Source organism: Amycolatopsis coloradensis (assembly GCF_037997115.1).
In the GTDB taxonomy this organism is placed as follows: domain Bacteria; phylum Actinomycetota; class Actinomycetes; order Mycobacteriales; family Pseudonocardiaceae; genus Amycolatopsis; species Amycolatopsis coloradensis_A.
This window is the reverse complement of record NZ_CP150484.1, coordinates 3813252-3838949: the sequence shown is the minus strand read 5'-3', so window position 1 is coordinate 3838949 and position 25698 is coordinate 3813252. Positions and strand designations below refer to the sequence as shown.

Here is a 25698-nt window from a genome sequence, read left to right as displayed (position 1 = left end):
GGTCGCGTCCAGGAAATCCCGCAGCGTCGGCTGCTCTTCGCTGGGCACCCAGTCCACCACGTCCGCGGGCGCCCCGTCGCCGGTTTCCGCACCGGACGGTCCGGCGATCCTCGGGGCCGGGCTCGCGCCGAACTCGCGGCCGACCGTAGAAGCCGACAGATCCTTGGTCCACCGGGAAACGGCCGTCGTGCCGGCCACTCCCCCGGTGTACTCGGTGAGTTCCCGGACCTTGAGCCGGTACCCGGTCTCCCGCAGCGACTCCTCCTGCACGCCCCGGAGCCACAGCTCGACCCAGCGCACCAACGGCTCGGGATAGTTCCCCGAGGCCACCGGCTCCGGCCAGATGTTGAACGGCAGCCGGTGCCGGTTGGCCTTCAGGAACGAAAGAATGTCGCCGAACGATCCTTCCCCCGTCCCGGGCCGGAAGCTCATCACCCACTCCGGCACCAGCGACGGCACCGACTCCGGCCTGGGTGCGATCGCTTCGGCGTTGAATTCGAAAGCCTTCCGGACCGGGAGCACATCGCCGGCGATGTGCGAGAGCACCGCGGCGGGCACCCGCATGCCGGTTCGCTGCACCGCCTCCCGATGCATGTCGATCGCCCACTCGCGCAGCCAGGCCGCTTCATGCTGCGCCAACCGTCCGGTGTTCTCCAGGAAAGCGCTCAACGTCTCCGCACCACCGATGCCCGGCCGCCACTGGACCACGTCCGCCGGTATCCCTGGAAGAAGCCTCGGAACCGACAGTTCCCAGTCCGAAGGTCCCTGCGACGGCCGGCCCCCGGCCGTCTCGGGAACACCGGAACGCCCCTCCGTCCGCTCGAAAAAGACGTCGTCGGCGGGATTCGGGTAGCCCCCGGCCAAATCGGACGTCCACTTCGACAGAGCCGCCGAGGGCCCGCCGGTCAGCTTCGCGAGTTCGGTCAGCGCCAGCTTCTTGCCGGTCAGCCGCAGCGATTCCGACTGCACTTCCCGCACCCAGGCCCGGACCCATTCCAGCAACGGCGAGGTGTACCCGGCCTTGCCCACCGGTTCCAGCCAGATGTTCACCGGCAACCGGTCCTTGTTCGCCTCCAGGAACGACAGCAGATCGCCGAAGGACTCCGGACCGGAGCCTGCCCGGAAAGCCAGGACCCAGTCGGGAACGAGCGAGGCGACCAGCTCCGGGCGAGGCGCGGCGGCGCCTTCGTTGTACGACCGTGCCCGTGGCCGGGTGACCAGATCACCGGAGAGAACGCCCAACAGGTTCGTCGGCACCCGCATACCGGTCTGCTCCACAGCTTCCTGCTGCACGCTCATGACCCAGGCGCGCAGCCAATCCAGGTGTTCTTCCTCCGCTCTGCCCGTCTTTTCCAGGAATTCCCGCAGGGTGTCCGCCCCGCCGGCCCCAGGACGCCACCACACGACATCCTCCGGCACGTTCTTCGCCGGCCGGGCAGCTCCCTCGCCGAGACTATCCGGCTCGCCGGCGGCCGCCTCGCCGCCAGAGTCGTCCGCGTCGTTCCCGGTCAGCCCGGCCACCCAGTCAGACACCGACGTATGGTGCGCGAGGCCCCCGGTCAGCGACACGAGTTTCTGCACCCTCAGTCCGGAGCCGGTTTTCCGCAGCGCCTCCTCCTGCACCGTCCGCACCCATACGCCGGCCCACCGCACCAGCGGCGCCGAATACTTGTTCTTGCCGTCCGGCTCCAGCCAGATGTTCAGCGGCAACCGGTCCTTGTTCGCCTTCAGGAACGACAGCAGATCGCCGAAGGACCCCGGGCCGGAGCCGGCCCGGAAAGCCAGGACCCAATCGGGGACCAGCGAGAGCATCGCCTCAGGCGCGGGCTCGGGGCCCTTCTTGCTGTACGCCCGCACAGATTTCACGGTGAGCAGACCGCCGGAGAACATCTCCAGCAACGCCGCGGGCATCCGCATGCCGGTCTGGTCCACGGCCTCCTGCTGCATGCCCACCACCCAGGCGCGCAGCCATTCCGGCCGCTCCGCCTCCGCCCGGCCCGTCGCGGCCAGGAACTCCCGCAACGTGTCCGCCCCGCCGGCGCCGGGGCGCCACTCCACCACGTCCGAGGGAGGACTCTCCGGCGTCCGCGCCGCGTTCTTCTCGCGAGCCAGGTGCCGTGGTTCGCCGAGACCGAGGGCGAACGGTGCGTTGAGCGGGACGGGCAGCCGATAGGTTCCATCGATTCGGCCGTCACGGTTCCCCGCCGTGGGTTCGATCTGCCAGACCCAGCCGTCACCGTCGGCGTCGGGCCGGATCGGCCTTCCGTCCTCGGTAAGGCCGAGAGAGCCGACCCGGACCGCGGGACCAGCCCCGGGCACACCCAGCCACAACAGATCTGTCGGATGCCCCACCGGGACACCCAACCGCTGCCGCAAGGCGATGGCCAACGGCTCCAAATCGCCGGTCTCACAGGCGTACAACCGGACCGCGTCCTCGCCGTTCCAGCCGGAGTTCCGCACGGCCTGCTCGATCACGTCGAGATCCCGTGAGCCGTGATCGAGCAACACCACACCGACCACGTTTTCTTCTCTCGGCAACCACCTGGCCGCTTGCGCAAGGGCTGAGTCAGCGTCACCGATCAACACGAGCTCGGCCGCCTTGCCCGCCTGCCTGGCGGACACACCGACCCCCAGCTCCGCGAACGACTTCCCCGCTCCCAGATTCCTCCAAAGCCGGCTGATCTGGCTGCGATCGAGCAGCCCACCGGACAGCTCGGAGACCTTCGCCTGCGTGAAGGCCTTTCCAGAGCTGTCGTTGGCGTCGCGCATCCCCGCCACCCAGGCACGGATCCAAGCCAAAGCAGCTTCGTTCGAAAGCCGGTTTCCGTCCGACTTCAAAACGAATCCCTGGGGAAGGCCCCGCGCGGTCAGAAACTCCCGCAGTGTCCGCGGACCGGACCCGTCCATCGAGGGACGCCAATCCACGACGTCATCGGGCACCACCGAGCGTTCGTCCCCGGCCGGCTTTTCCCTGCGGGAAGCCCCCTCACCACGGCCTCTCATCCCCTCCCACGCCCGCCTGACCTGATCACGACCGATCAAATCCCCGGAAATTCTCGAAACTTCCAGCGCCGCGTAAGAGTTCCCCGCAGGGTCTTTCGACTCGTGCATTCCTTCCGCCCAGGCCTGGATCCAAGCCAAAGCGGCCCTGCTCGAGGTTCTGTTCGTCGCCGACTTCAGCACGAAACCCTGGGGAAGACCCCGGCCGATCAGAAACTCCCGCAGCGTCCGCGGACCGGACCCGTCCACCGAGGGACGCCACTTCAGCACATCCTGTGGCACTACCGACCACTCGTCGACTTCCTCGGACACCTGCTCGGCAGGCGCAGCGATTCCCAGTTCCGCGGACGATTTCCCCGCCCGGAGGTCCCGCCACAGCCGGCTGAGTGTCTCAGGGGCGATCAAACCCCCGGACATCTTCGCGATATCCGCCAGGACCACGGGCTTCCCGGAAGCATCTTTCGTCTCGCGCAGCCCGGCCGCCCAGGCACGGATCCATCCCAAGGCAGCCTTGCTCGAATACCTGTTCGCCGCCGACTTCAGCACGACCCCCGCCGGAAGGCCCCGCCCCATCAGGAACTCGCGCAGGGTCCGCGGACCCGACCCGTCCACCGCGGGACGCCACCGCAGCACATCCACGGGTACCCGCGCCAGCCCATCGTCAACAGGCTCCCTCTGCCGCGAAAACTCCCCACCCGCGACCAAAGGCTCGCCCGTGGGGGACGACACCACCGGACGACCGTCCCGTCCCACACCGAATTGGACCTCGACCTCTCCCGAGGCCGGCCCGCTGTCTCCCCTCCCCTCCGAAACTGGGCGAGAGATGCTTCGTTCCTGGACACGGGCCTGTTCTGCGTCTGCCGGTTCAGCATGAATTTCAGCCTCATCGCCTGCCCAAAGATCTTCGAAATCGAAATTCAGCGGCTCATCCCATTCGACCGAGGAGAGCCATTCCGGCATGGTTTCCAGCATCGCTTCGAATTCGAAAGGCGACAGATCGGCAGGCGAGTTCAGATCCGGCGCGGGTTCCGGTATGAGATCCATGCCATCTTCAATAAAAGCAGTGGGTTCACCTGACGCTAGCGGAATCGTCTCCGGCTCCCGCCAATCGACACCGGCCTGAGGATCGGCCGACGCCTCCTGCCCGCTTTCCTCGCTTTCCTCCTGATCAGGACGCAAAGCCGTCCGGCCCCGCTGACGCGCCTCTTCCGCTTCCCGCGCCAGCGGACTGGGGATTCCCACATCGCTTTCGTCGACCTCAGCCTCGCTGACACTTCGGGCATCACCGACGTAAACCTTGGCCCGCACATGGGCGTCCGGCCCCAGACGGGGGCCGGAACCCGAGTATTCGGCCAGTACGTCGGCAGCGAACCGCTCGAGATCGACGGTGCCGGTCCAGCCTTGCGCGCGCAGACCGAGAACCACTGTCCTGACACCGTCCCGGACAAGCCTCTCGACGAGAGCCCGGCGTTGTTCCCGGACGTCGTCCGTCTCGTGCTGGGACCTGGCCTGCACCAACGTGAAAGGTCGCATTTTCGCTTTTCCGGCGCTCAGGGATCGCAGCGCCTCTCCCTGCGCCATCCACCTTATCCGATCGGCTTGAGCCATTGTCGGATCCGATTTTTTCACCGGGAAAGAAATACCGATCGAAGATGCTCGCTGATATTCCGATGGCGCCTTCCCCTCGTCCGCGTATCGCAACAATTCGAGGCGCATTCGTCCCTTGCCGGTGCGCGTTCCCGTACTGATCTTGAGCTTCAAGGACTCGTTGAGGCCCGCTTGCACCACACCCGCTCGTTCCAGCTCTTCGCGCACGAGCGTCGCGACCCTCTGCAATCTCACCGCGTGCACGGTGCGGAGACCGTCAGCCTCACTTCGGATGACCAGGACGATTCTGATGTCCGGGGCCTGCAACCCGGCCTGCTGACGCCGGAGCACTTCGGGCACCAAAGTCCTCACCGCCGCGTGCAACGCCTGCAGGTCATCCAGCGCGAGCTGGTGTCCGGATTCCGCGTCCAGTGGTGCCGACCACTCCAGCCCCGGCAAGCCGGCCGATGCCTCCGCACTACTGTCCGACTCGTCGCTTTCCGCAACTCGAGGTTCGGCCACATTGCCGACCTCGACCGGCATGGTCACTTCCGCGCTTTCGACCTTGGCGAGCTCGCGCAGCAGGTATTCCCTGAGATCAGGATCGTCCTGCGCCTCTTCATCGGATACGTGTCCGGGAGACTCGACGGCGCTCTTCTCGACGGTCATATCGACCAGATCCGGGCCACTCGTCTTGGCGTGGCGTTGGGAAAGTTCGATCTTCACCTCCCCGAGCAAACCGTCAAGATCGATATCGGATCCCGCCGGCTTCCACACATCCAGGACCGTCGTCGCCGCGGCTTTGACAGAGTCGATCAAGTGCGCTTTTCTCTGCTCCAGCAACTGCGGCGTGCCATGGAAGGCCGGATCCAGGACGAAGGCGATCGGACTCATCCTGCTTTCCCCCGCGAGCAGCGCTCGCAGCGCCTCGCCCTGGACGACCCACCTCAGTTGATCGGCGTGCGCCAGCGGCAAGGCTTCCGAATGCTGCGAGAACGCGACGGCCAGCCGCGTCATTCCACGGTAGTCACCGGGTTTCAGCTCGCGATCGGTGTACCGGAGCAGCTCGAAGCGCATCCGATCCCCGACAGCGACACGGTGCGTGCTGAGATCGATTTTCGCCTTCAGCTCGGGCGCGAAAGACGCGACTTCGACGCCTACCTCGGCCGAAAGGCGCACGATCTCGTCATCGATCATTCTCTGCAGCACCGAGCTGAGCGACTTCAGCCGTTCCCATTGAAAGGGTTTACGCATGTCCTTGTGGTCGACATAGAGACGCAGCCGAAGATCGGGCGCCTGTGCACCCTCGCCCAGTCGCAGCAGAATCTCCGGCGCGATGAGGTTGACGACCCTCTCGAGTTCCCGGAGGTCCGGCGTGCTCACTGTCAAGCCCGCTCGATGGGCGATGGGTTGCCCTGTCCACTGGATCTCCGGCGTTGCGTAGAGGAATTCCGAGTCAGGCGGAAGATCGGTACGTATCCTCTGCGCCCGCCCTCGCCCGGTAGCCGTACCGCTTGCTTCCGCGTGCTGCGCGACGCGGGGTCGCGCTTCCTTGAGCCATATGCCGACCGACTGTTCGCTGACCAGGCCACCGGAAAGTCCGGCCAGGGCTCTGTGGGAGTAACGCTGTTCCGTGCCGGGAGCGACCTCGTTCGCCATACCTTCCACCCAGGCTCGCACCCAGTGCATGGTGGCGGCGTTCAGCCTGCCGGAGGCAGGCGTGACCGAAACACCCTCAGGCAGATCACGTGCCTCCAGATAGGCGCGCAACGTCTCCGGCCCGCCCTCCTCCGGCCGCCACCCCACCACGTCCGCGGGAACTGCCACCGGTCGCGCCTGCGCGGCACTTCCCTGTCCCACTTCCGGTTCGGTGACGGCGGGTGCCACCAAGCCCAGCTCTTCCAGCGTTTTGCCTTGGTCGAGGTCGTTCCACAACCGGCCGATCTCGTGGGCGTCGATCAGATCCCCCGACAGGTGGGCGACCTCGGTGCGGGTGAAGGGCTCACCCAACACGTCGTTCACACCGTGGAATCTCGCCGCCCAGGCCCGGATCCATGTCCTGGCAGCCGCGTTCGACCTCTTGTTCGTGTCCGATTTGAGAACGAAACCCGCGGGAAGCCCCCGCTCGACCAAGTACTCCCGCAGCGTCTGCGGTCCGGTGCTGTCGTCGCCGGCCCGCCAGCCCGCCACATCCTCCGGCACCGGGAACACCCGTGCGGTCTCACTCCGCCGGGGCGGGGCGCCACCCTGGAGACCCTTTTCACGAGGCCACATGACTTCGCTCACCAGTGCGCCCGAAAGTGTGTCCGCCGAATGCTCGTCGTCGTGCCGGTACAGGTCCCAGGCGACCAGGTCGACCGCTGCCCGATACCGTGCGCGGTGGGCACGGTCCACCCAAGAAGCGGTCTCGACGAACGGCCGGGGCGCTTGGTGATGACGGCTCACGATTTCGCGCGCCAGCGCGAACACCGGGTCCGAGTCTTCGAGCCCGGCCAGTGCGGCGCGCGCCCGGACCAGTTCCTCCGCACGGCGTGGCAACGGGTTCGCCGGAGCGGTGAAAACCTCCGGGCCGAACAAGCCCGTGACAGGGCGCTGTCCCGACACCTGAAGCTGCACCGCGCCCACCGACGGGTCACCCGAAGGCCGTTCGATCGCGGACACCCGCACCCGGCTCAAGAGCTTCTCGGCCGAGATGCCCGCCGCCCCCGGCGGGTACGCGTTCAGCCTGGCCCGGACCGCCGACTCCACGAGCGAGGACACCCCTGAGGCCCCCGCCCGGGAATCCGGGGACACGAACACCCCACCGCGCAACGTCGGTTCCGCTCCCGGCCGCGCGGCCACCGCGGCGTCCACGAAACCCTCCACCATCAACGTGACCGTGCGGTGGTCGGCACCGGTCAACCGGCCCGAACCGTCCGAACGGCCCTCCCACGTGACCCGGGCACGCCCGGCATCCGGCTCGAACACCGACGAACCGGACTCGCTGCCGCTGTCCAGGAAGGTCTGTCCGGCCTCGTCCGAGCCGGTGGGATTTCCGGCGGCGCTGTCCGGGACGGAACTGTTCGGAGGCACAGCATTCGAGAACAGGCTCGAGTCCGTCACCTCGGCAGGCGGCCGGTCACCCCGCTCACCTTCCGCCGTCACCGCTTCGGGCACCTTCACCTCGGTGGCCAGCTCCTGCGCCAGCACCCTGAGCATGGCCCCGGCGGCGGCCGGGCTCTCACCGTCCAGGTGGTAGTGCACCCGCTCGGCCGTCAGGATGGTGTGCAGGACTTCCCGCAGTTCCCCTGTCCCCGGCACCGTGGAGCTCAGGCGCGGGAAATACCCGGACAGCGTCTGCCGCGCTTCCTCCGTGAGACCGACGAGCACGTCCACGGAAACCGGCTCGGTCTCCAGCAACTCTCGCGCCCAGATCGCCTTCCGCCGTACCCAGTCCGGCAACGAGATCCGAGACCGCTCGTCAGCGGAATCCGCCGGTGCTCGGTCGGCCACGGAATCCGAGGCCTCTGCGCCGTTCTGCTCGCGCAATCCCGCGTTGATCTTCGCGAGCTCGGTTTCCAGTTCCTCCTTGGCGCGCAACCAGGCGGCCCGAGCCGCGTCGGCCGCCTGGGCGGCCTTGGTCAGCTCGGCGCGTGCCTGGGCGAGCTCTTCCGCGGCGGCGTCGAGCTTCGCTTCTTCTTGAGCGAGCGTCGCGGCCAGGCTCCTGCTCTGTTCCCTCGCTTCGTCCCGCATATCGGTGCCGTCCGCCCGCAGCGCGGCGACACTCGCGGCGGCTCGCGCCCGCTGCGCGGCGATCCGCGGATCGAGTCCGACCTCGCCCGGCACTCCCGCCACCTCGCGAAGCCGTTGCTCCGCACCTTGCTCGTCGAACCACTTCCGGTCGGCGACGCCCTGCTTCCGGTGAAGGATCGTCTCCTTGGCCCGCCACAAGGCGGCGGCCTGGGTAACCCTGTCCTGGGCTCGCACCGCCGTCTCCGGCAGCGGCGCACCCAGGACCTTGGCCAGGCCGGCGTTGATCACCCGGGGAAGGGCCGAGGCGGGGAGCCGCACGACCACCGCGCTGGTGACGCCGTCGACCTCGGCCACGATGAAGTGCTCGGTGTCGAACTTCGTCAACCCGCTCCGGCCGGTGTCCTGCAGGGTGACCGACCGCAGTCCCGCGGTGGCACCGGCGAGCTGCCCGCTCGCCGTCGCCGATTGCGAGTCGGCTCCTCCGGGGATGTGCAGGTTGCCGGATCGATCCGTGATGCCACCGTCACCACCGACCAGCTGGTTGCCCGAGCTCCCGGACTGGGCGGTGTCGGAGGTGAAGCTTTCCAGGATCTTCGCGGACTGGTCGAAACGGACGGTGTCGCTCAGGCCTGCGATCTGTACCCCGGTCAGCCGGGAGTAGATCTTGACCTTCGCTTCCTGGCCACCGGTGAGCGACATGGTGTACAGGTCCGGAAGGGGCAGTGAGGCCGCGGAGGTCTTGACCAGATTGGCCCGGATGGCCGAGTTGGTCACCGACAACGCGAGCGTGTTCATCGCGCCGGTTTCGCTGCCGGTCAACCCCGCTTTGGCTCCGGCGTCCTTCATCGCGCGGACCACACCGTCCCGGATGTCCGCGGCGCCTCGGAACCCCTCCACGAGTACGTCCACCGGCAGTTTCACGCCCTCGCTCTGCCATTCCTTGACGCTGGGGTCGGTATGCCGTCCGACCGGGATCGTCAGGCTCCGGTGTTCCGGGGCGGCACCGCCACCGAGCCTCTGGTCGTCTGCGTTGGTCCGGATGGTGATGTGATCGGTGAGGGCGCTGGACGCGACCTCGCGGCCTTCCCGCTCGATCTTCAGCTCCCACTTCAACCCGACCCGGTAGCGGGCACCCGGACCGGACCCGGTGGTCGCGCGGATCGAGGTCAGCCCCGAGCCGGTGACGCGGCGATCGGTGCGCTCACGAGTCCCGCCCAAGCCCGCGGAGCCGCCCATCGCGCCAGAAGTCGCGTCACCGGACGAGAACAGGGACCGCCAGCCGGGACGGAACCAGCCTCCCCTCGACTTCGAGCGTTCTTCGACCGTCTTGCTCATGGCCGTGTTGGTGATCGCTTGCTCGATCTCGCTGCCGTCGTTCACGTAACCGTCGAACTCGACGGTCTCCGCGGTGGCCTTCAGGACGACGTTGTAGTCGTCCGACCACAGCACTCCCGGCTTGTGGACACGCAAGGGAACGCCGCCGTCCAGCGCGTTGTCGAGCAAGGACGTCGCGTTCGCGTCATTGACCAGTTCGCCCAGCCGTTCGGCCGTCCCCATCGCGTCCTCCAGCACGGACTCCGGGATCAGGCCCCGATGCTTGCCCGGGAGGCCGGCGCGCAGGGTGGGCAGCAGGCTGGAGAGGTCCGGTAGATCCTCGGCCACGTAGGCGCCGAGCGAGCCCGACGCGCCGAACGACAATTCCGGCGCGCCGAGATTCGGCACCGTTTCCCGAGGTTCGGCCGGGGGAAGCAGTCCCTGCGCCCTGGCCTGCCGCTCACTCATCCGGACGAAAAGCGAACCCGGCAGGTACTTGTCGGCACCGGCGACGGAGACCTCGCCGTCGACGACCCGCTTCTGCCTGCTCTCGACGACCATCCGTGAACGGACGTCGTAACGGACGAGCACCGTCCGGCTGTGCTCCGAGCCCTTTTCCTTGTGATCGACCATGACGGTCTGTTCGCTCGCCCGGCCCCGCTTCCTGCCCCAGAACTTCGCCGCGCCACCCAGTGCCATCCGTCCACCCGCCGCCGACGTCGACGTCGCGTCGGGTGCGAAGAAGTTCATGGTCGCGCTGGGGCCCAGCGCCTTCACCCGGATGTACTCCGACGCCGCCTTGGTCGTGCCGCTGAAAGTCGTCTTGTCCCGGCCGACGTCCGAGGTCCTCACCACGACCGGATCGGTGAGTTCCAGCCGCATCCCGAGCGCTCCGATCCGTTTCGTGGCGCGACGCCCGTAGCTGAGGCCGTTGCGCCGGAAGGCCGGTATCGAGACGGATTTGAGCAGCGCACGCAGCGTCTCGGGGGCGAACCACTGGTGCACGAGCTGGTGTCCCTTGCTTCCCGGAAGCACCAGCACCTCGTCGTCTTTCGCGGCACGGTTGGACAGATCGACTGCCAGCTCACCCAATTCCCCTGCGTGGGCGAAAGCCTCCACGTAGAGGAAATCCGGCATGGGACCGGCCGACGCGGCCAGCTCGTCGATGGAAGGTGTCTGCCCGGGATCGAGGTGGACGACCTTCGAGGACCCCGGAGCGAACTCCGACGGATCGGTCTCGTAGACCGCGGATTCGCTCACCCACAACTCTGTCCTCCCCTTCACCTTCGGGAGGGTGATCTCGGCGCCGGGACGGGAACCGGCGAGCGTGCGCACCTTCGGGATCGAGCGCAGGGGGGATCCGGGGGTCAGCCGGCGCACCCAGCGGCGGGGGCGCCGGTGGCTGACGATCTCGATGTCGAAGGTGATTCCATGGGCGAACACATGGGAGCGGTCGGTACCGACCTGCTCGACGCTCAGGGTGCGTCCGCTCCCACCGGTGTTCTTCCACGCTCGGCCATCAGCGAACTTGACCGGTGTCGCCGCGACGTTGACGATCGCGCCGGTCTCCAGCGCGCCGGTGAAACCGACCCGCCCGCGTGCCTCCGGCCCGGCGCCCCAGCCACGATTCACACCGGCGCTGCCGGCGACGGTCGCCCCCGTGGCCTGGATTCCGGCCACCGTGCGCCCGTCGACCTGTCCGAGATGACGGCCGTCGTCGAGGGTGGCTTTGACCCGCACGCTGATGAACTCGTCGAAGAAGAAGCCACGACGTTTGAGCTGTGTCGAGACACCCGGTCCGAGCAGGCTGTCCAAACGGTTCATCAGTGCTGTCGCCGAGAAAACCGACGCGAGCTTCCGCTGGTTGGACAGGCGTCGCTCCATTTTGTCCCCGCTGCCTCGGACCGTCTTCCCCTCCTGGCTGCTCCACTTGGGCAGCAGATCCTCCAAGCCGGGAGCCCGCCGCAACGCGTTCTCGATCCGAGGGAGGATGCCCGCGGCCGCGGGCGTGATCCCGGCGCGGATGTGGCCACCGGCCGCGGCGGCCGCCAGGTAAGGGGGTTCGAAACGCGGACCCACGTCGATGAAACGCTTCTCGTAGCCCGGCGGGACCGGAAGGTTCTCGGCCGCCGCCTCGTGCAGGTCCAGCCGGACGTACTTCGTCGCCGGTTCCGTCACCCATTGACCGTGCGAAGTCTGCACGGCGACCTCGCCCGTCACGCGATAGAGACCGACGTCGCCCTGGACGTACATGCCGGTCCCCGTGGTGTCCGAGCGTCCTCCGGAGGCGATGTCGGGGATGCTCGCGTTGACGTTCCCCGCGGCCCCGCCGTACGCCGCCGCGACGCCGGGCACCCCGGCCCCACCACCGATTCCACCGCGGAGCTCGGGCCCGGCCTTGGTGGTGTACGCGACCGATTCCTCCGCTGTCACCGTGTCCTGCGTACGGGACTCACCTCTGGCGGACACCACGCCGACGAACTCCACTTCCTGCGGACGGAAGTTCATGCGGGCGGCTTCGCGATAGGCGCCGTGACGACTCACCAGGTCCGCGGAGGGCACGGCCTCACCCGGCCACATCCGCCTGGACAACGCGCGAATGTTCGCGGAGGACACGAATTCACGCAGAGCCGCCCAGCCGGGAGCGCCCAGCCTGGTCACCGACGGGTGGAGTTTCCGCTGGAGCTTGTCGACCAACGACAGCTCGTCGATCAGCACCGCGTCGACGGCCACGAAACCCATCCGCTTTTCCCAGCCTCGATACGGCTTGCCCGTCGACACGCCCTCCGGTTTCGTGATCTCGCTGAGCGAATCCGAAAGCAGCAGAGTGACCTCGCCGTCGGTGGTGCCTCCGGTGACAGCGCCGTCTTCGCCCGTGAGGGTGATGTAGTACTTGACCGGGACTTTCGCGCTCTGGGCCGCGGATTTCGGCCTCCAGATGGTCTGCGCGTTCGTTGAGGTGTCGGAGGTGCGTACCCCGACCGGCCGGGCCAGCCCCACGCTGCCTCCAGCGAGCACCGGCCAACCACTGCTCATCAGCGAGACCCCGGAAAGCCCCAGCCGATAGGCGGAATTCTCCGCACGGCTGTGTGAGTGGCCGAAGACGTGCTCGTCACGAACTTCGCGGACGGCCCTGGACGGTTCCCTCTTGCCCTCCCCGGGGGTGGCTCCATCGAGGTCCATCACCGCGACGACATGCGCCTCGAACCACTTCTCCCCGACCCGGACCTGGAAGCTCCGGCCGCCCCGCGCCGGCGAGGCAGCCGTTTCGGCCGCCTGTTCCGTACCCGGTTTCGCCCCGAGGAAGCTCTCGAACCTCGCGCGATTCAGCTTTCCGCTGATGGCCTTGATGCCCTCCGGCGCCGCGGTGCCGAACGGGGCCAGGAGCTCGGTGATACGGTCGCCGACCTTGTCACGATCCTTCACCTCGCTCACCACGACCAGGCCCAGAGCCTTCCCGTCGCGGGCATACTCCGGCATCGCCTCCCGGAACGACGGACCGGGCTTGCCCGTCGCCGCGATCGTGGGAGACGCGCCGTCTCCCTGGTCACCTGGGCGCTGTCCACCTGAAGGTGCGGCCTCCGCCGACGAGCCCGATTCGTCCTCCTCGGCGATCGTCTTCAGCCGGCGGTATTCCCCCTTGCCCGGGTGCGAGGATCCGGCGGCGGTGCCGTCCTCACTTGCCTTACCCCAGATCTCGACGACCGGATGTCCGTCGCCGGGAACGGCCACGGGTACCTCCGGCAGGCCGAGCGCGGCCTTCCCGGTCCGGGGTGCGGCACCGGGCAGCGACACCTGTTCGAGGTGGACCGCCGCGTCCAGGGCCGGCTCGACCCGTGCCTGGTACGTGTCCTCGGCTTCGTCACCGAAGACACGGACCTGCAGCTCGGCACCCGGGTTGTCGAGAAGGAAACGAGCCACGTCACGGGCTTGCTCCTGGAGTGGGGCATCCCCGTCCCGGTTTTCGGGGGACAGCTCGACGCGCAGAAGACGCTGCCCACCGGGCAGGACCGGAGCGGCAGGAGCGGCCTGCGACCGCGTGGCGGACGCGGCAGCCGCCGCCTCCGGCTCCACGGCCGGCGCCTCCGAGGAATCCCCCGGCTTCCCGGCACCGTCGTCCGTCCCTTGCGGTGCCTGCTCGCCTTCGCCCGGCGAAGCCTCATCGGAGCCCGGGTCCGGCTCGTCCTCTTCCCAGATCGGGGGCAGGTTCCCGTCGTCGCCTTGGAGCATCGGCAGACGATCCGCGTTCTCGTCGACCCAGATCTCGATCACCGAAGCTCCGGTGTCCGGCACGACCTCGGGCGTGGCCGCCAACCCGACCTGGTGCCGTCCGAGCCGCTGCAGCAGGGGTACCGACAACTGCTCGAGGTTGACGAGGGAGTCCAGCTTGGCCATGACCAAACCGTTGAAGTCCCGCAGGGCCGTGACGGAGTCGCCGATCACGCGGTAGCGCACCGTGGGCCTCCGGCCCTCCGCATGCGCGGCGAGCAGGTCGCGAGCGAGCTCGGAAAGCGGCTTCCAGTATTCGACCGGCACGCCCTCGGCGCCCGGCGGGATCTCCATCCGCACGACACGTCGCCCGCCGTGGAGGGCCGGGTTCGCTTGGGCGGCGGCCAGCGCGTTGTCGTAGTCGCGCTTCGCCTTCCAGAACTTCGCCGCGGCGCGGCGTTCGAAGGCGGTCTGCACACCGGCGCTGGTGGGGTTCTTGGCGGCCAGCACCCTGGCCTTCCCCCGGGCCTGGGTCCATTCCCGGTCGCGCGCGGCCAGCGCGAGGGCACTGTCCTTGAGCGATGCGGGCAGCCGGTGGTTCTGGTCCTTGCGGCGGACGTGGTAGCCCTTGTCGTAGTCGACATCGGCCACCTGCTTCGTACGCCGGGCCAGCGGGCCGGTGGAGAGAGGCTCGGCCACCAACCGGAACCGGGTGGGATAGGACCAGGTACTGGTGATGGGATCCGCTGCGGCGGGTGCCCCCGGCTTCGCCAGCGCCCGGCCTCCCGATCGCTCGGCACTCTCGTGCTCGTGCCCCACGCCGACGGCGCCGTGAGGCTCGGATCCGAAGAACAGGGCGGTCATGCTGCCGAAGATCTGCCTGCCTTCTTCGTACGTGGTGTGCCCGGGAGCCTGGGGGACGCCCGCACCCCAGACCGGCATGGTCATGACCACGTTGGCGGTCTCACTTCCGCCGCTCGATTCCTTGGTCCGGGTGGCGTCCGTGTGCCCGTTCATCGTGATCCGCCCGCTCACGTTCTCGAGGGAGCCGGGGCCGTCCACCATGGCGTGCAGGGTCAGTTTCACGCCCAGCTCCGACGGGAGGTTCAGTTCGGTGCCGGTGGTGTCATCGTTTTCCGGCACGACGGCTTCAGCCGGGAGACTCGAAGCGCTGCCGGCGCCGAAGTGCGACCGCGCCAAGGCGTTCAACTGGCTGGGGGTGAGCTGCTCGCGCAGCATCGCCAGCGTCCGCGCGTCCAGCTTCTTCCCGAGCGCCGCTTCCAGCACGGTTTGGGCGGCGTCGCGCAGGGAGTCGACGCTGCCGCCGAAATGAGCGATCCGGAAGTCCGCGGGGTCGTCCGGGAGCCGCGCGGCGTCGGCGGGCTTCCGCCATTTGTCGACGCTGTCCTTGGCGGCTTCCGTTTCCGGGCGCCGGATCACGGTGCCTTCGCGCGGACCGTCGTCCGCGCCGCGGTCCTCCACAGCGGATCGGGTGCGCACCGTGCGTTCGGCGGCGATGTCGGCGATGCGCTCGCCGTGCCGTTCGAAGCGGATGTCGAATTCCAGCTCGACGCTGCGCTCGGCCAAGGTTCCGCTGACCGTCTCGGACTGCAGCAGGTCCGCGGCGCGCGTGGTGATGCGGCTGCGGAACTGGTTGAGCCAGTCGACGAGGTGACCGGCGCCGTAGCCGAGCGTGGCGGCGGGCGCGCCGTGCCTGCCGGGGTTCTGCTGCGCTTCCTGGACGTCGGACTCCGACTGGAACATCATGGCCCCGGCGGGAACGGTCATCAGCTCGACGAAGCTTCGCTTCACGGTGCGGGTCGTCGCCGCCCAGACCGAAGCCACCGACGTCTTGGTGAGCTCGCCGTGCACCACGCCGACGGGCTTCGGGTCGCTCTTCGGCCGAGCCTCCACGATCAGGTCGTAGGTCTCCCCGCTGATCCTGTTGTCCAGCCGCAGGCCGGCGCTGACACCACCGTTGGCCAGATCGACCATCGACGCCTGGAAGTCGGAGAGGAACCGCTCGATCGCGCTGTGGTTGTCATGCCCGGTGTCCGAGGCCGCGCTGTTCAGCAGCTGATCGGCCTTCTCCTTGGTGAGCGCGTTCTCCAGGCGCTCGTAGAGCCCGGCGGAGCCGCCCGCCCCGTCCGGCTTGTCGGCTCGGTACAGCGAGCCGCTGAGGTCGACCGGCTCGCTGACCCCGTCGGCCCAGTTCGACCCGCCCAGCTCGTGCCCCGCAGGAACACCTTCGACTCCCCTGGCAGGCAGGGGCGCCACCAGCGCGGAACTCGCGATGCCACGGCGTGCGTCCTCCGCCGCCTGCTGGATCCGCACCTCGTGCAATTGCTCGTCGGTGAGCAGGACGCGCGCGGCCCTGGGCAGCTCTGCCCGGTGCGCGGCCGTCTTGGCGGGTCGTGTCTTGCGGAAATGCCACCGGTCGAGGAGACCCCGCCTGGCTGTTTCCACCGAGACGGTCGTCTCGAGCGTCGCTTCGACCACGTGCACGCGACGCGGCTCCAGGGTCTGCGAACTGTTCGTCGACACCCGCGTCTTGCGGCTCGTGATCTTACTGATGCTGGAGCGCCAGAGGTTCAGTTCCGCGAGGACCGGCGCCACGCCGCGCAGGACGGTTCCCTCCGGACGCGCGGTCCCGTCACTGACACCGAAGACCGCGGGTTCGAACTCGTTCGCGAATCCCCAAGCGCGGCCCTTCTCCGACGAGGTCGACGTCGAAGTTCCCGCGCCCTGTTGCGGCTGCTGCCAGAAGGTGTCGAGCACTTCGGGGTCGCGAAGCCGGTAGGAGACCCCCACAGCCGCGGTCCTGATCGCCCTGCGCCGCTTCCATCGCAACCCGTCGATCCGCGTCGGCCGGTTGAACGCCCGCGGGTCCAAGCGCAGGGCCTCGGCCGAGATGGCCTGGTCGATCAGCGTGGAGTTGTCGCCGTCGCGGTAGGTCCAGATCGGGTCTCCGGAGGCGCGCTTGAGCGTTCTCTTGACCCGCTCGCGTACCTGGTCCAGTCCGCTCGCTGAAAGGACCTGGACGCCGTCCAGGACACGGGAGGTGCCGGTCCGGAGGTAGTCGGCCCTGTTCAACGGCTGCGACGGGAGCCGGGTTTCCCTGATCGCCGACACCGACTGCAGGGCGTTCCGCTCCGCCTCCGTCAGCTCGAGCACCACGTCGGCGACGATCGTGTGGGGAGCGCGTCCGTCCGCGGCGGCCTGCGAATCGATGATCGGCAGCTGGAAGCCCTCGGGAACGTGTTCGCCCCGCTTGCCGACAGTGAGCCCTTGGGCGAGTTCGTTGTACCGGGAGTAGTACGAGCCGGAGACCTTCAATTCGACCTTCGCCGCATAGCGGTATTTCGGCTCCGGGACGACGGCACCGGACTCGTCCAGTTCCCGGCCCGCGGTCCCGCCGGCGGCCAGCTCGATGTCACGCGCCCGCCCGGTGGCCCTGGTCCGGTTGAACGAGAACTTGTGCGTGCCGGTGAACATGACGGTGTTGCCCGACAACGCTCCGTAGATCCGCGCGCGGAACCCGGCGGAGAGGTCCATTCCGGTGTTGGCGGTGTCCCCGCCGCGCTCGGCGTCGGTCAGCGTCCTGGTGCCCGCGCCGCCCTTGACCGGCCCCAGCGGCTCGCCGAGCGGCGCCAGCAGCCGGGCGTCGATCCGGAATCCCGTCCGGTAGTCGTGTCCCCAGCCTGCCTCGGGCGCCAGCTCCAGGAACTGTGACTTGTCGGAAAGCAGGTCCGGCAGCCGCCGGGCGAGATTGTCCGCCGACACGGCCGAGTCGATGGCCTCCCAGCGTCCGAGCTGGCGTTCCAGCTTTCCCGTCAAGCCCTTCTTGAGCTTGGGGTCGTCGAACGGGGTCACCAGCCCGGCGTCCCGCCAGCCCCAGCGCTTGTGCCCGGGGATCATCTTCGCCGACTCGTGCAGGATCTTCTTCAGCCGGGCACTGGCTTCACTCAGTTGAAGCGGGGAACCGGCCGTGGCGATGCCTGGGCCGGGCTGCCCGTTCGTCACGGTGCCGGTGTTTTCGTCCGGAAGAAGACCCGCCCGCCGCGCGTCGTCGAGCTGAGCCCACTGAGTTCCTTCCGCGACCCCGGCGAAGGTGAGCGGCGACCGGCCGGGCGTGCGGACCTGCAGGTCGTAGACCGTGCGGTACCGGACCACGCTGTCCTTGTAGGAGCGGGTGACCGAAAGACCGGACTCCCGGGCGCTCGTGGCCGTCCGGCTCTTGCCGTAGCCGACTCCGATGGCGGGGCCGCCTCCCGCGCTGACCATGCCGTAGTCGAAGCCCGGCCCACCGGCCAGGGAAGCGGCGATGTCCCGGCCGACGGTGCTCGACGCCGTCTTCGAACCGGTTTCGGCTTCGTGCTCGCGGAACTCGGCGTCCTCGATCGTCTCCAGGTACGCGACCTTGCGGGCGACGGCACGCATCTGCACCTTCTGCGACCGCGAGGAGACGAGGCGCTTGATCGGATTCCCGCCTCGCACCAACGCGTGTGAGGTCACCCAGCCTGTTTCGGGGTCGGCGTGCGGAGTCACCGCGATGTCCGCCAGATGGGTGGTGATGCTGCCCGTGCTGAGGAACTCCCGGAGGACCTCTCGCGATTCGTCGTTCAGTTTGCCGAGCCGGGCGAGCACCTGATCGAAGATCTGCCGCGACGATCCCCGCTTCACCGTGAGCGATTCGGTGGCCGACGGAGGCAAGGCGTCGGGCATGGGCACGATACGGGCTTCTTCGCGCAGTCCTTCCGGCACACTGAACTCGGCCGCGATGGGCTTGCGCAGCGAGCTGTCACCCGGGTGCCTGACGCTCAGTTTCCCGTCATCGCTCCGGTGCTCCTCCGGCTCGACGATCACCGTCATCGGCACCCTGACCGAGCGCGTTCCCTGGTAGCCGCTCTCATCGTTCGCCGGTCGCGCCGGAAGCGAGACACTGAGCTGTTTGGATGCGCCCAGATCGTGGCCGTGCCGGCGGCTGGTGGCGACGGCGGTCGGTGCCGAGACGACACCCGTGGCGAACAGGCCGGGGACCATGGGAGTGAAGAAGATCCAGGTCGTCCGCGGGTTGGTCTTCGTCTCGGTGCGCGCGCTGGTGCTTCCGGCGCCTTCACGGGTCGCCGCTTTCGTCGTCCCCGTCCGGCTCGCCGTCGTCTGCTTGGGCCAATGGAGTTCGTCGACCCTGATCCGGACTGGCCTGCCGCCCATGGTGAACACCCGGCCCTCTCCGAAGAAGGAGGCCGCGTCGGTGCCGAACGCGTGCTCGAGGTCGGCGAGCTCCGCCGCCGTGGGTGCCTTCGGGGCGAACGAGCGGGCCGACTCGACGACCTGCTCCACTTCCTCGGTCCGGCTCAACTGCGTGGAGATCCCCGGTGCCTTGCCGCGGCGGAAATACCCGGGGATCGTCCGCGCGACCCCCGGCAGCGCGCGGGTTTCCGTGCCGGAAGCGGGCTGCGGCGCCGGGGCACCGCTGGCGTCGATGACGGGCGCTTGAGAATCCGAAGCGACCGGAGCACCTGTCAGCCCCGCCTGCGGCTGTGTCTGCGACACCACGGGTGGCTCGGCGAGGCGCGGTCCGAGGTCTTCCAGTTCCACGGCGGTGGACGCCATGGCGGCTCGTGGGCCCAGGTGGACCGGTTGTTTCAGCCCCAGGCGAGGAGCGCGGGAAGGAGCCGTCAGCACATACGGGGCCGGCTTCTCCGCTCCACCGGGTTCCTTCCCGACCCACCCCGCGCCGTCCTTCGCCAGCCTCAGCATGGGGACACCGTCGAGATGCACGAGCCTGCCCACCCGCGCGGCAGGACGATCGGGCTGCTGGTCGGCCGCCGTCCCGAACCACACTTGATCCTCGGGGTAGGCGACCCGGACTTTCAACTGGTCCACCAGGCGCGCGGCCAGCTCCGGCAGGCCGGGCAGGGCGCAGAGGAACAACCGGATCGCGTCCGTCCCGTTCCACCCGGCGTCCCGGAGTGCCTCCACCACGGTCTCCGCGTCCGGCACGCGCTGATCCGTGATCACCAAGCCGAACACCCCGGGTTCGTGCGGCAGCCACCGTGCCGCCTGCCCCGTCACCGAAGCCGTGTCGCCCAGGACCAGCCCGGCCCGGACACGTCCGACACGATCGCCCACCGGCACCAGGCTCCCCGGCTTCACGGTGGACCCCGGCCGAGCTTCCTGCTCGGGCGTGCGATCCTCCGGCGTGGTCGCGACTTCGCGCGAACCTCGCCCGGAGACCGGCTTCGATCCGCCACCCAGGACGCCATTCCCGCGGCGCGGGCCCACCGCGTCGGCCAGAACGGAGGCCAACTCGTCAGCGAAGATTTCCGCTCCCTGGGGGTCCCGGGAAAAGCGGCGAAGTTCCCAAGCGACCATATCGATCGCTGCTTCGTACCGGGCCTGGTGCAAGCGGTGCTCCCGCGGGGACGGCCCGGTGGACCGCAACGGCTCTTGGCTGTGCCTGTTCACCAGTTCGCGAGCCCGTCCGAAGACCGCGTCCGCGCGATCCAGCCCGGCCAACCCCGCACGCGCTTCCTGGAGATCGGACCGCCACGCCCACCGCGGATCGTCGACATCCTCGTGGACGACCGGACCGAACAACCCACCTGGAGGCCGCTGCCCGGCCACGCGGAGCCGCGCGGTACCGATCCTGGGGTCTCCTGACGGCACCGCACGAGCCTCGATGTCCACCCTCGCCAGCAGCTTCCTCGCCGGCACCGCGCCCGCGCCCGACCGGTATTCCGCCAGCCGGGACCGCACCGCCGACTCCGCGAGCGAGCGCACCTGGCTCACCCCCGTGCCGGGATCTCCCTCCGCGACGTAGAGCACTCCTCGCACGCTCGGCAACGCCCCGCGCCGAGCCTGTACCGCGGCATCGACGAACCCTTCCAGCATCGAGCCGATGACTCCGCCGTCGAAACGCGACAACATGCCGGAGTCGCTCAACCGCCCTTCCCACTCCGTCCGGGCGACCCCTCGCAGCTGACGCACGACCCAGCCGTCCATCAACCCGCCGGACATCGACGCCACCTCTTCCTCGAGATAGCGGTACTCCCCCTGCGCGTCCACGGCATTCGCGACGGTGTCGGTCCAGGCGCGTACCCACTCCACGGGCACGGGATCAAGCTCCACCTGCTGCCGGACCAATTCCAGTAATTCCGCCGGAAGCTGCCCCAAAGGCGTTTCGCGAAGAAGGATCTTGACTTCGTCGCTCAGCTTGCTCTTTCGCAGCTCGCCGAAACTCAGCCACCTCGCGATCCCACGCTGCAGCAGGTATTCGCGCAACGTCCGCGGCCCGGACTCATGCGTCGCGGGCCGCCATCCCACGACGTCCGGCGGAACACCGGGAGCGGAGCTCGGGACACGCGCACGCACCGGTCCGCTGCCCGAGGATTCCCCCACCCGCGGCGGAGCCTCGGGCCGGCTCCCGCCCGGCAAGGTGACCGGCAAAGCCACAGAGGTTCGCAAGGTACCGAGTTTCGTCGCGAGCTCCTGCGCCAGCCTCCCGGCGTCGTGTTCGGACAACCCGTCGGCCAGGTACCCCGCGACGACGTCCTTCACCGCGTCGTTCAGCCTGACAGCGTCCGCATGCTCCGGCCCCGGACTGTGGGTCCAGACCGGCACCCGATGAAACCGCGACACAATACGCGTAGCCCGATCAACGAACGGCCGAACATCCTGCACGGGCAGCTTGCCGAACTGCCGCGAAAGCCCACCACCACCATCCACCCAAGCACGAGCACCCTCAGGATCCGACGGAATCGACGGCCACAACGGCACCGCCCCCACCGGAGCGATATCCGCGGAACCGAAAGAAGCCGACTGCGCCGACGAAAGCCACTCCGGCAAGGTCTCCAACATATTGTCGAAATCGAAATCCCCCATGTCGAACGCCCCAGCACCATACGGATCAACCGGTTCCCCCACCAAGCCGGAAGAACGCTCGTCACCGATTTCCGGCACCCGCGACACTCGGTCCGCCGTCGTCTCATCNAAGCCGGAAGAACGCTCGTCACCGATTTCCGGCACCCGCGACACTCGGTCCGCCGTCGTCTCATCCCGCCGGCTCGCTCGCGCCGACAGGTGAGGAAGGTCTTCGGGGTCATCCGGCTCGTTCGCATCACCACGAGAAGCCTCCCGCCCCCGTGCCCAGGCATCCTCCGCTTCCTGCCTCACATCGGCAGGAACACCCGAACCGTGCGCCACGTCACCGATGACATCGCGATCCGCAGGAGAACCAAGGCCGCCCGATTCCTCAAGGGGCTGAGCGGGCGCGACAGGCTGACGCACCGCGCTGATCCATTTTCGGGCCGACCTGCCTGCGAGCAGCCCCTCACCACCAAGAGCGACAATGTCACCAGCCGAGTAACGCCACCGGCCTTCGCTGTCCCTTTCCACAGCCAGGCCCTGCACCCACGCCCGCAGCCAGTCCCGAGCAGCATCGTTCAACGTCGTGGCGGTCCTGTCGAAGACAACGCCCTCAGGCAGAGTCAACGTGTCCAGGTAAGCCCGCAGGGTTTCCTGACCGAACTCGTCGTCCGAGCCCGGCCGCCACCGCACCACATCCTCCATCGTCGCGACAGCAGACGACGCCTGGTTTGCCCCTCCCGCCCCGGCACCCACCACAGCCTCGCGCGCGTCCCTGATCCAACGTAAGACGGTGTTCACGACAAGAAGTCCCTCACCGCCAAGAGCGATGATGGATTTCGTCGTATGACGCCACCGGCCTTCGCTGTCCCTTTCCACAGCCAGGCCCTGCACCCACGCCCGCAGCCAGTCCCGAGCAGCATCGTTCAACGTCGTGGCGGTCCTGTCGAAGACAACGCCCTCAGGCAGAGTCAACGTGTCCAGGTAAGCCCGCAGGGTTTCCTGACCGAACTCGTCGTCCGAGCCCGGCCGCCACCGCACCACATCCTCCATCGTCGCGACAGCAGACGACAAGGCTGACCGACGCGGCAGCTCCTCACGACCAGCGGAACCCGTGCCACGTGCATGCACCGGCCCGCTGCCCGAGGGCTCTCCCACCCGGGGCGGATCATCGGTTCGGACTCCGCCCGGCAAGGTGACCGGCAAAGTCACGGAGGTGCGCGCGGTGCCGAGTTTCGTCGCGAGTTCCTGAGCCAGCCTCTCAGCGTCCTGCTCGGGCAAACCGTTGGCCAGATACCCCGCGACGAGATCCTTCACCGCATTGTTCAACCGGACAGCGTCCGCATGCTCCGGAGCCGGACTCTCGATCCAGACCGGCACCCGATGAAACCGCGACACGATACGCGTCGCCCGCTCCTCAAAGAGCCGAAAATCCTGGGCGGGTCTCTTGCCGAACTGCTGTGGTGAAAGCCCACCACCACTATCCACCCAAGCACGAGCACCCAAAGGATCCGACGGAATCGACGGCCACGCCCCAACCGAGGTGGTGTCCGCGGGACCAGAGGAAATCGCGTCGTCGAACGTCTCGTGCAGGCCCGTAGCGGCCTGATCGAGCCAAGCCCGCCAGTTCTGCCGCGAGGTACCGGCCGGAGCCGCGTACGCGGCTTGGAAATCGGTGAGGAACTCCTCGTTCAACCGGGCGGTCACCGAGGCAGGAGCCACCGCGCCGGGGCGGGCGGCGCGCCAGGCGTCGAACTGCTCGGTGAAGGCCCGCTGCGCGGCGCTGAGCGCCTCGGCCGGGGGCGTGGAGGTGTCGCGGTCCCCATCTGTGACCGGGTCGCCGGACAGGAGGTCATGGCGTTCCTGGGCGGCGGGACGCTCGTCCGGGGGGCGGGCTTCGGGTTCGTCGCCCGGGGTTCGCAGGCGCGTGTCGGGGCCTGCCGGCGGGGCGTTGGCCTGAGCGACGTGCTGATCGCGCGTGGGGTGTCCGGAGTGGACATCGTGGAGTTCTTCGACCAGATCGCGGAGCCCCCGCTCGGCGACGGTGATGGCACGTGCATCCCCGGAGGTGACCGCGTCGGTGTACTTGGTGATCGCCAGCTGGACGTCGGGGTTATGCGACAATTGGAACAACTCGTCCTTGGGCGAGGAGTAGTACACGACCTCACCGCCGCCGCCGGAGCGTCCGGCCCGGTTCTGGGCCTGCACGTCGATGTCGCGGGAGATCTCCGAGTGCGCGGTGATCCGCACCACCAGGTCGCCGGCGTCCTTGGCCTCTTTCGTGGTGGTGATGTCGACCCCGCGGGCGCCCTGCATGTTGATCACCAGGACCTTGCCCTTCGCGCCGGCGGCGTCGATGACCCGCTTGAACTCGTCGTCGAAATCGACGCCCTTCTCCAGCTGCCATTTCGCGTCGATCGCCTCGTGGGTGACACCGAGCTCACTCAACATGTCCGACACCATCGCGACCTGGTCGTTGCGGGTCGCCAGAATCAACTGTGGCTGGCGGGTACCCTCGGGGCCCTGCATCGCCTGGACGTCCTGGGCCAGCTGCCGCAGCTTCGCGGCCTCGTCCGCGGCGACCACGTCATCGGAGATCTTCAGCCGCGACTGGTAGTACCGCGGAATGTCCTGCACCACCGGCGACATCCCCTGTTCCGCGAACTTCTCCCCGTGCCCGTTCGCCGTCCCCGACGCGCCCGTCTTCTGTCCGTACTCCTTCTTCGCCAGCAACTCGTGCGCCGTCACGACCTTGTTCCCGGCGGAGTCGCTCCGGACCTGCAGGCCGTGTTTGAACTCAACCGCCTGGGCCAGCCCGCCGTTCCACCGGCTCTCCGAACTCGTCGCCGGATTGAACATCACGTTATGTGTCGTCTGATCGATGATGTAGATCTTTCCGTCGTGCAGGACGTAATGCACGTTCTCCTTGTATTCCCAGCGAGCGGCGGCGGCCATGTTCAACCGGGTCACCTCGTCCTCCGACAAGGTCCGTCCCAGCAGCAGTTCCACCTTTTCCCGCCCCGGTTCGGTCAGCCGCGCCTGACCACCCGCCTGCCCTTCCCTGCGCCCGAAATCGGCCTCGGTCAACCAGCCACTGTCCATCCCGTCCCGCACCAGATCATGCGCCGCCTGCACCTGTCCGATAGCTTCCGGTGAAGCCGCTCCCTGCACCCCATCGCTCAAAATGTATTGCGCGTTCGAGTACACCAGCGCCTCGTCGATCTCGTCGATGCTGACCGTCAACAGCATCGGGTCTTCCTTCGACTGCTGCCCCGGCAACGTGTCGTGCCGCAGGTAGGTGAACCCGACGTCCTCGGCGGTGCCCAGATACACCGTCGGACGCCCCTCCCGCGGCCCCGGCGGCGGGTTGCCCTGGTCCAGCCGGTGTACATCCACCCCGAGGTTCTGCAGTAGGTCCACGTACACCGGCATCTCCCGGTCCGCCAGGATTCCCCGGGTCGTGGTCACCTGCACCCCGTCCACCCCCGGCCGCATCGCGTTCACCGCCGCATGCGCGAAGAACAGCCAGGACTTTCCCTCTCCCGCGGCCATGTTCACCACCCGGCCCTCACCGAAGGCATGTACGGCCGACACCTGCGTCCACCGCAACGCGATCCCCTTGCTCCGCCGGATCAACTCGAACACCGCCGCGAACGCGTCCGCCTCCGGTCCCCGCCCGTACAGGTCCTTCAGCTCCGGCTCCGACAACTCGGTCAGCCGCCGGTGCCGCGGAACCTCCGGCCCCGACCGTGCCGCGATGTCCCACAACGTCCGCGCCGCCTCCGACGCCTTGTTCGCACTCGCCAACCAGCCCTCATACGCCACCGCGTCCGTCGCGTGCTGCACCCACCCACCGTCACCATCCGGCACGAACACCCGTGGCTCGCTCAGCCACTTCCCGTCGCCGTCCTTCAACTGCCGGTACGCCACCACCTCCTCCGCACCGCCGTGATGATCGACCACGCGCTCGCTCTCCGGCGGCAACAT

General features: G+C 68.4%; 1 protein-coding gene (cut by a window edge). It reads right to left on the bottom strand.

Annotated elements, in window-relative coordinates:
- On the bottom strand, positions 1–25698 hold the 5' portion of the coding sequence (locus LCL61_RS18205) for a hypothetical protein (RefSeq protein WP_425342052.1). It extends 2637 nt beyond the left edge of the window; only the first 25698 of its 28335 coding nucleotides appear in the window; it begins with the start codon at positions 25696–25698; its stop codon lies off the left edge, out of view.